6 protein-coding genes are annotated in these 12,479 nt (G+C 65.5%); all 6 read right to left on the bottom strand.

Annotation, left to right across the window (positions count from 1 at the left end):
* Positions 1-259: 259 nt before the first annotated feature.
* Entirely contained in the window at positions 260-2,125 is a 1,866-nt protein-coding gene (locus GGR62_RS08370; RefSeq protein WP_184407459.1) for a methyl-accepting chemotaxis protein, read from the bottom strand.
* A gap of 611 nt (positions 2,126-2,736) precedes the next feature.
* Positions 2,737-5,175: a glucose/quinate/shikimate family membrane-bound PQQ-dependent dehydrogenase gene (locus tag GGR62_RS08365; RefSeq protein ID WP_184407603.1), complete on the bottom strand. Its 2,439-nt coding sequence runs from the start codon at positions 5,173-5,175 to the stop codon at positions 2,737-2,739.
* A gap of 581 nt (positions 5,176-5,756) precedes the next feature.
* Positions 5,757-7,124 carry an alpha,alpha-trehalose-phosphate synthase (UDP-forming) gene (gene otsA / locus GGR62_RS08360; RefSeq protein ID WP_184407458.1) on the bottom strand — a complete coding sequence of 456 codons (1,368 nt, stop codon included), beginning with the start codon at positions 7,122-7,124 and terminating at the stop codon, positions 5,757-5,759.
* The gene (locus tag GGR62_RS08355; RefSeq protein WP_184407457.1) at positions 7,121-8,899 is read right to left on the bottom strand and encodes a glycoside hydrolase family 15 protein; all 1,779 of its coding nucleotides are present in this window, start codon (positions 8,897-8,899) and stop codon (positions 7,121-7,123) included. The genes otsA and GGR62_RS08355 overlap by 4 nt, the downstream gene beginning before the upstream one ends.
* Before the next feature lie 50 nt (positions 8,900-8,949).
* Positions 8,950-9,708, bottom strand: a complete 759-nt coding sequence (gene otsB, locus GGR62_RS08350; protein WP_184407456.1) for a trehalose-phosphatase — start codon at positions 9,706-9,708, stop codon at positions 8,950-8,952.
* Positions 9,709-9,999: 291 nt separating this feature from the next.
* Entirely contained in the window at positions 10,000-12,435 is a 2,436-nt protein-coding gene (locus tag GGR62_RS08345; RefSeq protein WP_184407455.1) for a TonB-dependent receptor, read from the bottom strand.
* Between the last annotated feature and the right edge of the window lie 44 nt (positions 12,436-12,479).

Raw genomic sequence — 12,479 nt, 5'->3', positions numbered from 1 at the left:
ACGCGTCGTCGTCCGCGTGCTGAAGCCAGCATGGCCGCGACACAGCGGTCATCACCGCAGCAATCGCCATTGCCGTCGCCTCAGGCGAAGACGCGCGAACCGTCGCCGACAGCGACGGTCCCTGGGGTAGGTTCGCATCGCTCGCTAGTGATTGAAAGGATTCGCTGGCGCGCGCCAGGTGAACCTGATCGCACCCCACTGGATGCTGGGGTGCGATCGATCACGCGTGGTCAGTGCATTGCTTCATGCGCTGCGCGAATCACGCAGCCGCATGCGCAAACCGTGCATGCGCCACCTGGGAGGGGCCGCTCCGGGCAGACTGCAGGCGGAAGATCGCCACGGCATCGGCCAGTTCCATCGCCTGTTCTTCCAGGCTACGCGCCGCTGCAGTGCCTTCTTCCACCAGCGTCGCATTGCGTTGGGTGACTTCATCCAGCTGCGCGACGGTGCGGTTGACCTGTTCGATACCGCTGGATTGCTCGGCGCTGGCCGAGGTGATCTCGCCCATGATGTCGGTGACGTGTTTGACCGAACCGACGATCTCGCGCATGGTCGCGCCAGCGCGGTGCACCAGGCCCGAACCCAGTTCCACCTTGTCGGTGGAATCGGCGATCAGCGTCTTGATCTCCTTGGCTGCGTCGGCCGAGCGCCGCGCCAGCGCCCGCACTTCCGAGGCCACAACCGCAAAGCCACGGCCCTGTTCGCCCGCGCGTGCGGCTTCCACTGCGGCGTTGAGCGCAAGGATATTGGTCTGGAACGCGATGCTGTCGATGACGCCGATGATTTCGCCGATCTTGCGCGATGCGGTGCTGATCTGGCTCATGGTGGCGACCACCTCGTCCATCACCTGGCCGCCGTTGTGGGCGACGTCGCCGGTGCCCGCCACCAGGCGGTTGGCATGCAGCGCGCTTTCTGCGTTCTGTTTCACCGTGGAAGTGAGTTCTTCCATCGCGCTGGCGGCTTCTTTCAGATTGGCCGCCTGTTGCTCGGTACGCCCGGACAGATCGGTATTGCCGGCGGCGATTTCCACCGCCGCGCTGCGGATCGTGTCCGAGGCGGTCTGGATGCCGCCGATGATCTCGGTCAGGCGCGTCACGGTCTGATTGGTGTCGTCGCGCAGACGCGCGAAGATGCCGCGTGCCTCGCCGTCCACGCGTTGGGTGAGGTCGCCCTCGGCCAGCGCGCCGATCACGCGTTCCAACGCGGCCAGATGCGTTTCCACCGAGTCGTAGATGCGGTTGATGCCCTGCGCCAGCGACAGCAGCACTCCGTCCATGCCGTCGATCTGCATGCGGTGGCTGAAATCGCCTGCCGCCGCGTCATCGATGATCTGGATCAACGCCTGCTCGGCCTTGACCTGCGCGGTGACGTCCATCCACTGCGCGATGTTGCCCAGCCGGGTGCCGTCGGCGGCGATGATCGGGCTGTAGACGAAGTCGATCTGGCGGCCGAAGAACGGCGCGCGCACGGCCTTGGAGGCGGTCAACGCGCGCATGCGGTCGATCGCAGCCTGGCTGTCCGGATAGATGTCGCCGATGCTGCCGCCGACAAAGCCTTCGGCCCGGAAGCCGGGGCGGAAACTCTGCACATCCGGCTCGATCAGCTTGAGCATCTTGAGCAGTTTGCGATTGGCGAACAGCACCTGGCCATCGTCATCGGCGATGCGGATCATGGTGTCCAGATCGTCGAGTGCCTTGATCACGAATTGACCATGGCGCAGGCCCTGTTCCATCACGTCGATGCGGATGGCCAGCTTGTCCTGGGTGTTCTGCAAGGCGTGCAGCAATGGTGCGAACTCGCCGGAGGCGTTGCGCAGATCCACACGCTGGAAGCGTTCGTCACCCATCGCCACGACCGTGCTGACCGCCGTCTGCAATTGCGCGGCGTTGCTGCGGCGCGACCACCACCACAGTCCGGCGCTCGCCAGGCCCAGTACCAGCAGAGCCGGCAGCAAACGTCCCAGCCCGCTCCAGAAGCCACCGGGCATCAGCGTGGCGGCGTAGAGCGTCAGCACGGTCAGCAGCCCGATCTGTGCGGCGGCAGGCAGCCATGCAGTCGTGCTGGTGCGCGGAGCGTTCCGACCGGCGGGCCGGCGGGAAGCAGGGGCATCGTGTAAAGGCGACATAGGCTGAGTCCGACGAGGTGATCTGGAGTGGGGCGGTTCCGGCAGTTGTGGCTGCATTGGGGATATCGGCGGCTGAGTCCGAATCATGACGGCGTGAAATCACCGTTCGTCGGAATCTGAGCGATGAGTAAGCAAAATGCCGATGTAATTGATTTGGAAGCGTTTTCAGTCTGGTTGGTGGGAGGCGTTAGGGGCATCGCGAGGACGGAACTTGGCCATTGATTGTAAGTTTTACGTGAAGATTGGACGGCAATCGTCCGCGCCGGTCCATCGAACGGCAGCCTGGGATCGAACCAGCCACGGGGTGCGTGGCGTGCGTCCGTGTCTGGGTCTGTTTTTTCGCAAGCCGGTCGGCCAGACGCGCGGAGGCGGTCGCGCAGCGTTCGCCGGCCGGTGGCCCCGCAATGCGTTCAATCGTCGGTGTTGGTCGGCGACCCACGCACAAAAAAACCGGCCGTCTTGCGACGGCCGGTATGGTCTTGCATCCCTGACGCAGGGCGGGTCGAGCGTGGCCGACGGCGTCCGGCGAGCGGCCGTCCGATCGACGTGAGCGGCAGGCCGCAAGCACACCGTGCATGCGTGCTTGCCGCTGCCGGCCGCGTTCGTCCGGCTTACTTGGCCGGCGTGGCTTGCGCGTCGTCGGGCAACGCCCAGGCGATCACGCTGTCGCCCGACTTGGTTTCCATGCGGTCGTGTCCACCCACTGCGGCCACGATGTACTGCTTGCCGTTGATGGTGTAGCTCATCGGAGCAGCCTGCGGGCCGGCCGGGACGCGGGTCTCCCAGACCTGCTTGCCGGTGCGGGTGTCGAAGCCGCGCATGAAGTCGTCCAGCGATGCGCCGATGAAGGTCACGCCGCCAGCGGTGGCCAACGAGCCGCTGTTGTTGGGCGTGCCGATCTCGAACTTGGTCTTGGACGGAACGCCCATCGGGCCCTGGTCGTAACCGGTGCCCAGCGGACGGCGCCATAGCACCTGCTGCGTGCGCAGATCCACGCCGGAGATGTAGCCCCACGGCGGGGCGATGCACGGGGTGTTGAGCGGCGACATCCACGGCTCCTTGCGCGCGCCGTAGGCCAGGCCCTTCTGCGCCATGTACCCGGGCGTCTTGCTCTTGCCGTCGAACACCGACACCACACCCAGCGCGTTCATTTTCTCGCGGGTATAGACCTGCAAGGTGTAGGGCAGGCGATTGCTGTTCATCACCATGATGCCGCGCTGCAGATCGACCGACACGCCACCCCAGTTGATGCCGCCGTGGTTGCCGGTGAAGGCCAGCGAACCTTGCAGCGTGGGCGGGGTGAACATGCCTTCGTAGCGCAGCTGCTTGAACTGGATCCGGCAGGCCAGCTGGTCGAACGGGGTCATGCCCCAGGCATCGGATTCGACGATGGTTTCGAACTCGCGGCTCGGCGCGCCCACGGTATTGGGCATGCCCGGCGAGATCGGCTGGGTGGCAGCGGTCCAGTCGCCATGATCGGTGCCCTGCGGCACGGCGATCTGCTTGACCGGCATCAGCGGCGCGCCGGTGGCACGGTCCAGTACGAACACCTGGCCGGACTTGGTGGCCTGGATCACCGCAGGACGGGTGCCGCCGCCGGCGACCGGCCAATCGACCAGGTTCGGCTGCGGGCCGATGTCGTAGTCCCACAGGTCGTGGTTGACGGTACGGAAGTGCCAACGCTCCTTGCCGGTGGCCGCATCCACGGCAACCAGCGAGGCGGTGTATTCCTCATCCTGCGAGGTACGACCCTTGCCGAAGAAATCGCCGGACGCATTGCCGGTGGGCAGATAGACCAGGCCCAGCTCGTCGTCGGCGGCCATCAGCGACCACACGTTCGGGGTGGAGCGGGTATAGGTCTGCCCGGCCGGCGGCTCGGCGGTGATCGCCGGGTTGCCCAGATCCCACGCCCAGCGCAGCTGGCCGGTGAGGGCATCGAAGCCGCGCACCACGCCCGAGGGCGCATCGCCTTCCTGGCCGTCGCGGACCTGGCCGGTGGGCTGGATCACCACGCCGCGCATCACTACCGGCGGCGAGGTCGGGCCGACGAAGCCCGGCTTGGTGTTGCCGGTGCCGGCATTGAGGTCGACAAAGCCGTTGTTACCGAAGCTGGTGCACAGCTTGCCGGTCTGCGCATCCAGCGCGCCGAGGCGGCCATCGACCATCGGCCAGAAGATCCGCGTCGGGCACTCGGCAGTGCCTTCCGGCGCCTGGTAGTACGACACGCCGCGGCAGGTGGTGGCGGCAACGCCGGCCATCGCCTTCGGATTGGTCTGCGGGTCGAAGCGCCAGCGCTCCTTGCCGTTGGCCGCTTCCACCGCGATCACCTTCTGGGTCGGGGTGCAGATGTAGAGCAGGTCGCCGACCTTGAGCGGGGTGTTCTGGAAGGCATAGCCCAGCTTGGAACCGGCCGGCTTGAGGTCGCCGGTGTGGAATTCCCAGGCCACCTTGAGTTGCTTGGCGTTGTCCGGGGTGATTTGTGCACCGGGGGTGTAGTGGTTGGACAGGTTGGAACCGGCGTAGGACGTCCAGTTGCTGGCGTCGTGGTTGGCCGCGACGTTGCCGTCCGGGCTTGGCACGATGGCGCGGCTGAACGGGCTGGCGTTATCGGCCGGCAGTTTGGATGCGTCGGCCAGTTCCACATTGCGCGGGACCAGCAACGGCCACAGGATCAGGGCGGCGCCCAGGATCGGCAGCACGCCGGTCACCACCGCATACCCAAGTCCCGACAGCGGCTGCATGCGCCGACGTGCCACGCCCCAGAACGGCAGCAGCAGCAGACCCAGCACCGATATCCAGGCCAGACGCGGCACCAGGGCCCAGCCATCCAGGCCCACTTCCCACAGCGCCCACGCAATGGTGGCCGCCAGCGTGGCGCCAAACAGCCACAGGCCGGCGCGTTTGCCCAGCGTCAGCAACACGCCGGCCAGGAACATGCCGATGCCGGCCAGCACGTAGTACCAGGAACCGCCGACGGCGACCAGGCGGCCGCCTTCGTAGGCGAGCACCGCACCGAGCACGGCGATCACCACCGCATAGGCCACCAGCAACCAGGTGCCTAGCCCACGTTTTGAGGATTGATCAGTCATTTTGAGATGTCAGGAAGGACCCAGGCACCAGCAAGCGGTGGCGAGTCGTGGAGGGAGCAAGATCACGGGCTGGCAAGGAGCGGCCCCGATCTAATCAAGAACGTCTGGATATGAACGCGCAGCCCCTCCCAGGGTCCCTCTGCGCTAATCATGTGCACATTTTAGACCTCAACCACGCGCGTGTCCGTGACGGAATGAGAACCAGCGTTCCAGGCTGTGCATCTGCAGCGTTGGAATCGCCCGAATCCGCAATGCGAGCTGCGATCCGGCTGGGCTTGCGCGGGCACTGACAGCGCGTCCCGGCGGCACGCGCGTCGCAGTCGCTGTCGTCACCCGCGCCTGAAGGCGTCGAGGCTCTTGGGGTGGGAGTGGGGATTCGGGATTTTGGAATTCGCAAGAGCAGCACCGTTGCAGTGCCACCTGCAAGCGTATCCTCATCCGCCCGTCGGGCCCCTTCTCCCGATGGGAGAAGGGAGGCGCTGCCAGTGTGCGGCGCATCTGTGCGCTAGTCGCGTGGTGCTATCAGCTCGGGGAAAACAGGTTCAGATATCCGCCAGCGCCTGCAGATAGCGCTGACGCCAGTGATTGATGTTGTTCTTGCGCAGATGATCCATCATCGCCCGCCAGCGCTCGATGCGCGTAGCCAGCGGCATGCTTGCCGCGGTGGCGATCGCGTCGGCCACGCCATCCAGATCGTGCGGATTGACCAGCAGCGCCTCTTTCATTTCGTCGGCGGCACCGGCCAGCAACGACAGCACCAGGACGCCCGGATTTTCCGGATCCTGCGCCGCCACGAATTCCTTGGCGACCAGGTTCATGCCATCGCGCAACGGCGTGACCAAGCCCACCGAGGCGGCGCGATAAAAGCCGGTCAGCGTCGCATGGCTGAAGTTCTGATTGACGTAGCGCAGCGGGGTCCAGTCGGGCTCTGCATGGCCGCCATTGATGTGGCCGGCGATCTGCTCCAGCTGCCCGCGCAACTGGCGATACTCGTTGACGTCGCCGCGCGACACCGGCGCGATCTGCAGGTAGGTCAGGCTGCCGGATTGATCGGGGTAGCGTTCCAGATAGCGCTCGAATCCCTGAAACCGCTCTGGCAGCCCCTTGGAATAATCCAGCCGGTCCACGCCGATCGCCAATTGGCGGCCGCGCAGGCTTTCGCGCAGGTCGCGTACTGCCTGCTTGCCGACCGAGGCTTTCGCCTGGTTGGCGATCAACTCGGTATCGATGCCGATTGGGAAGGCGGCCGCACTGAAGCGACGCCCGCCGGGGCCTTCGACGATGTCGCCTTCCAGAACCCGCCCGCCACCGAACAGGCGGACATAGGCCTTGAAACGTTCGGCGTCGCGTTGGGTCTGGAAGCCGACCAGGTCGTAGGCATAGAAGGTGCTGAACAGGCGCGCGTGGTCGGGCATGGCCTGCATCAGGTCGGCCGAGGGCATCGGCACGTGCAGGAAGAAACCCATCTTGCAGCCCACGCCCATCTCGCGCAGCATCGCGCCCAGCGGGATCATGTGGTAATCGTGGATCCACAGCGTGTCGCTGTCCTTCAACAACGGCGCCAGCTTTTCGGCGAACAGCCGATTGACGCGCATATAGCCTTCGCGGGTGGCGCGGTCGTAATCGACCAGGTCCAGACGGAAGTGCAGCAGCGGCCATAGCGTGCGGTTGGCGAAGCCGTTGTAGTACGAATCGATGTCGCGCTTGTTGAGGTCCATGGTGACGAACTTGATGTCGCCCTCGGTCTGCTCGTGCATGCCGCCGCTGTCGCCGCGCACGGTCTTGCCGCTCCAGCCGAACCACACACCGCCGCGCTCCTTGAGCGCAGCCAACAAGCCAACCGCCAGGCCGCCGGCACGGTTTTCACCGGGCACTGCAACGCGGTTGGATACCACCACCAAACGACTCATGACGCCTCCTGCCAGCTCCGCGACAAGCGCATTGCCGCAATGATCAGCCCAACGTGCGAATAGGTCTGGGGGAAATTCCCCCAGGCTTCGCCGTCTTCGAACGATAGGTCTTCCGACAGCAAGCCGAGGTGATTACGGCGCGAGAGGATACGCTCGAACATCTCACGCGCTTCCTCCTTGCGGCCGATCGCGGCCAGTGCATCGATGTACCAGAACGTGCAGATGGTGAAGCTGGTTTCCGGCTCGCCGAAGTCATCCGGTGCGATGTAGCGGTACAGCGCATCGCCGTGTTTGAGCACGCGGCCGACCGCTTCGACGGTGCGCACGAAGCGACTGTCGTCGTTGGCGACGATGCCGATGTCGGCCAGCAACAGCAGCGAGGCGTCCAGGCGATGTCCACCGAGCGTATCGGTGAAATGGCCGTGTTCGTCGCTCCAGGCGTCGTTCAACACGCGCTCGCGGATGGTGTCGGCGCGTTCGAGCCAGTAGGCCCTGCGATCGTCCAGCGCGAGCCGTTCGGCGATCTTGGACAGGCGATCGCAGGCGGCCCAGCACATCGCGGCGGTGTAGGTATGCACTTCGGCGCGACCGCGGAATTCCCACAGGCCGGCATCGGGCACGTTGTGCAGCGCGAAGGCGCGCTCGCCCAACGGTTCCAGGCGACGGAAGGTGTCGGCGTCGCCCTGATCCTTCAGGCGCAGGTCGAAGAACAACTGCGTGGAGGCCAGCACCACGCTGCCGTAGACATCGTGCTGCTGCTGGATCCAGGCCAGATTGCCGCGCCGCACCGGACCCATGCCGCGATAGCCGTCCATCGTGTCGACTTCGTGCTCTTCCAGCTGCGACTCGAAGCCGATGCCGTACAGCGGCTGCATGGTGCCGTCGGTGGTGGCGATATTGAAGATATAGCCGATGAATTGCTCCATCGTGCGCGTTGCGCCCAAGCGATTGAGCGCACGCACCACGAATGCGGCATCGCGCAGCCAGCAATAGCGGTAATCCCAGTTGCGCGGGGTGTTGGGCGCTTCCGGGATCGAGGTGGTCATCGCCGCGATGATCGCGCCGCTGTCCTCGTACTGGCATAGCTTGAGAGTGATCGCGCTGCGGATCACCGCCTCTTGCCAGTCGAGTGGAATCGACAGATAGCGCACCCATTCGCGCCAGTATTCCTCGGTGCGTTCCTGCGCTTCCTGCACGTAACCGGTGAGCGAGCGGGTCAGCGATTCGTCCACGCCCAGCACCAGGCTCACCGGGTGGCTGAGTACGAACGGCAGGCCGTCGCGCACGAAGCGTACCGGCACGTCGGTGGTCAGGCGCAGCGTGAACTCGGGCAGCACCCAGCGGATGTGATTGCTGCCCCAGGTGGTTTCCGGCGTGCGGCCACCCCAGTCGGCCAGCGGGCGCGCGCGCACGATGATGCGCGGGTTGCCGGCCAGCGGACGGATCTGGCGGATGATGCTCACCGGCCGATAGAAACGCGCGTTATTGCGCCAGCGCGGTGCGAAGTCGATGACTTCCACTTCACCGCCGTGGCTGTCGCGCAACACCGTGCGCAACACGGCGGTATTGGGCAGGTAGTGTTGCTCGCTGCTGGCGAAGTCTTCCAGCTCCACGGCGAAGTCGCCGCCTTCGCCCTTGGGCGAGAGCAGCGAACAGAACGCCGGGTCGCCGTCGAAGGCCGGCAGGCAACTCCACACCACACGTGCCTGTCGATCGACCAATGCCCCAAAACTGCAGTTGCCGATGACGCCCAGATCCAGGTTTGGCTCGGTCATGGAGTGCGAACGATCCTATTGATAGAGAAAAGAAGTCAGCCGCGCGACGATCACACGTTGCGCGCGTTGTGTTGCAACCAGGCATGCACGTGTGCAGTGCCATCGACGCGGAAGCGCGCGCTGGTCTGGGCGCGATCGCCGACCAGCACGCTCCAGCCGCCGAGGCGATTGGCCGCTTCGAAGCCGAATTCGTCGGTGAGGTCGTCGCCGACGAATACCGGCGTGCGGCCGGCGAATGCGCCGTGCTGCATCAGCTGCTCGACCGCCAGGCCCTTGTTGCTGCCTTCGGGCACGAATTCGACCACGTGATCGCCCGGTTGCAGGCGATACCCGGAAAGCTGGGCGATTTCCTGCTGCGCGAAGGCGAGAACATCCGGTCCGGCGTGTGGCTGCGCGCGCCAATGCAACGCGACGCTGACGCCCTTGTCTTCGACCAGCACACCGGGATGTTGGCGGGTCAGTGCGGCAGCGCGTTGATGCAGGCCGTGCAGCCATTCGGAGGTGTCTTGCGGCATCGCGGCGCGTGCGGCGATGTCGCTACGCAGCTCGTGCCCGTGCAGGCCGGCGGCCGGCAGCAGCAACGGCGCGAACAAGGCATCCAGCTGCGAGAGCGGTCGTCCGCTGACCAGTGCAACTGCGCCGCCAAGGCGGCCGCTCAGGCGGCCGATGGCCGCGCGGACCTCGGGCAGCAGCCGCACAGCCTCGGGGCTGTCGGCGAAGTCGATGAGAGTGCCGTCCACGTCCAGAAACAATGCGCAGGCATCGTCCAGCAATGGCGGCGACGGAAGGGGGGAGTGCGCGTCTGCCATCACGGCAGTGTGCGCAAACCGGTGTGAGATTCAGGTTATGGAATGGCGGGGATTGGGGATTGGGGAGTCGGGATTCGTAACAACGCCGCACTTCTCACTCCCCAATCCGGAGTCGCCATCTCGGCCTAAAGCGCAGGCTGCCGAAATAGGCGATGTCGTCGATGGAGCGATCCGACCGGGGTGAGCTTCAGGTTCTGGAACTGCGGGGGATGGGTGATCGGGGAGTCGGGATTCGCAGCAAAGCCGCACTTGCCAATCCCGAATCCCCAATCTCCAATCTCCAATCCCGGCCTAGAACGAATACCGCACCCGCCCATACCAATACGCGCCGTTGCTGCCGATCGGCGAGAGCACGTCGTAGGGCAGGTTGCCGAAGTAGGCGATGTCGTCGATGGAGCGGTCCGAGTAGTTGTCGAGGATGTTCTGGCCACCGATCGCCAGCGTCCACTGCGTGCCCAGGCGGTACTCCGCTTCCAGGTCCAGCTGCCATTCCGCGCCGTAGGTCTGGCGTGGCACGAAGCCGCCGCCGAAGTCGAACACGCGGGTGGCGCTGCCGTAGCGATTGACGCGGGTCTGCAGGTTCCAGTGCTCGTTGGTCCAGTTGGCGGCCAGGGCGGCGCGTGTGCGCGGCGCCGCATCGGTGAGCGTGTTGCTCTCTTCGACACCGAACAGCACGTACTCCGGGTCCAGGGCGAGCAACTGCGCCGGTGTGGCGATGACGTTCTTCAACTCGGTCTTGGCGTAGCTGTAGGTACCGGTCAGCAGCAGATCGCCGCCGAAGGCGTAGTGGCGCCAGTTGCCGACCAACTCGGCGCCGCGGGTGCGGGTGTCGGCGGCATTGAGGAAGTAGCTGGCGCTCTGTACGCCGGTGACGCCGAAGTTCTGTTGCACGAAGTCGGTCAGCGTGCCGCCGGTGATGTCTTCGGACAGTGCGATGCGGTCGTCGATATCGATCTGGAAAAAGTCCAGCGACAGGTCGAAGTGATCGCCCAGCTGGCTGGTGAAGCCCAGGCTGTAGTTGAGCGATTTTTCCGGCTTCAGGTCGGTGGCGCCGAGCGCGCGTGCGATCGGGTTGTTGACCGACAGCAGCCGGCCCTGGGTCAGGCGACCGGCGGCGTCATAACCGGTGGAGGTGGCTTCGTAACCGATCTGGCTGAGCGAGGGCGCGCGCACGTTGTTGGAGACCGCGCCGCGCAGCGCGAATGCCGGCGCGAAGGCATAGCGCGCAGCCAGCTTGCCGGTCCATTGGCTGCCGAAATCCTGGTAATGCTCGTAGCGGCCGGCCAGGTCGGTGGAGAACTTGTCGCCTAACTGGCTGGACACGTTGGCGTAGGCGCTGGCCACATTGCGCGACAGATCGGCTTCGTCCTGCGGGGTCAGCCCGCCGCCGGCCTGCGAGCCGGTGGGACGATCGGTGAACGGGCCGGCCGCATAGCTGGCCGGATCGCCCGCGTGGGTGCGGTATTGCTCGCGGCGGAATTCGGCGCCGGTGCCGAAGGTGTGGGTGGCACCGGCCGCATCGAACACGCGGGTCAGATCCAGATTGCCCACGGTCTGCGCAAAGGCGAAGTCGCCGGTCTTGAAACGCGTGGTGCTGCCTGGGCCGAGCGAGGCGTTGAGCGAATTGCGCAGCCGGTAGGTGAAGTCGTTGCGGCCGTAGTTGACGCTGGCGTCGTAGTCCCAGTTGCCCAACTGCCCGCGCGCGCCGGTGACGATCTGCAGATCGCGGTTTTCGCCTTCGGAAATCGGCCGATAGCCGTTGGGATAGAGCGCGCGCCAGTTGGCGCTGCTGTCCGGGTAACGGAAGTAATTGGCGCCTTCGGTATCGCGCTGGTTATACGTGCCGAAGGCGTAGAACTCGCCGCTGGCGCTGAAGGGAACCTTGGTGTTGAGCCAGGCGTTCAGCCCCTTGGTGGCACCATCGCCGAGCACGTAATTGCGCTTGCCGGCCAGCGCCAGATTGGCCGGTGTCTGTTCTTCGAACGGCGGAATCTGATCGAAGCCGGCGCGATTGGTCGCCTCGCGATTCTTCAGCTCCAGGCCGACCTTGAAGAAGCCGCCGTCATCGCCGAGCAGGGTGCCGACCTTGGCGCTGGCGTAGCTGGTCTGGCCGTCGGTGACGCGGCGATTGATCGGCTCCACATCGGTGTTGTAGGCGCCGAAGCTGGCTTCCAGTTCGCCGCGCGAGGGGTTGTCGTCCAGGATCACGTTGATGACGCCGGCGATCGCATCCGAGCCGTATTGCGCGCCGGCGCCGTCGCGCAGCACTTCAATGCGCTTGATCGCATTGATCGGGATGGAGTTGAAATCCACAGGCGTGGTGCCCTTGCCGATCTTGCTGTCGGTGTTGACCAGCGCCGAGGTGTGGCGGCGCTTGCCGTTGACCAGCACCAGCACCTGGTCGGGCGAGAGCCCGCGCAACTGTGCGGCGCGGATATGGTCGGCGCCGCCGGAGTTGGACTGGCGCGGGAAATTGAACGACGGCAACAGCGCCTGCAACGCGCTGCCAAGCTCGCCATTGACCACGCCGGCCTTGCGGATGTCCTCGGCGGTGAGCACGTCCACCGGCACGGTCGATTCCAGCACGGTGCGATCGCTGGCACGCGTGCCGGTGACGATCACCGTGTCCATGGTGGTGGCGCCGGAGGCGGCCTGCTGGGCGTGCGCGTTGGCGCTCAACACGGCGGCAATGGCCAGGCCGATAGCCGAAAGGGTAGGGCGGGTCATCTCTCTCTCCTGCGACAACAACTGCGAATGCGCCGTGCGGTCGG

Source organism: Xanthomonas sp. 3075 (assembly GCF_014197275.1).
Lineage (GTDB): Bacteria > Pseudomonadota > Gammaproteobacteria > Xanthomonadales > Xanthomonadaceae > Xanthomonas > Xanthomonas campestris_B.
This window is presented reverse-complemented; position numbering and strand designations above follow the sequence as displayed.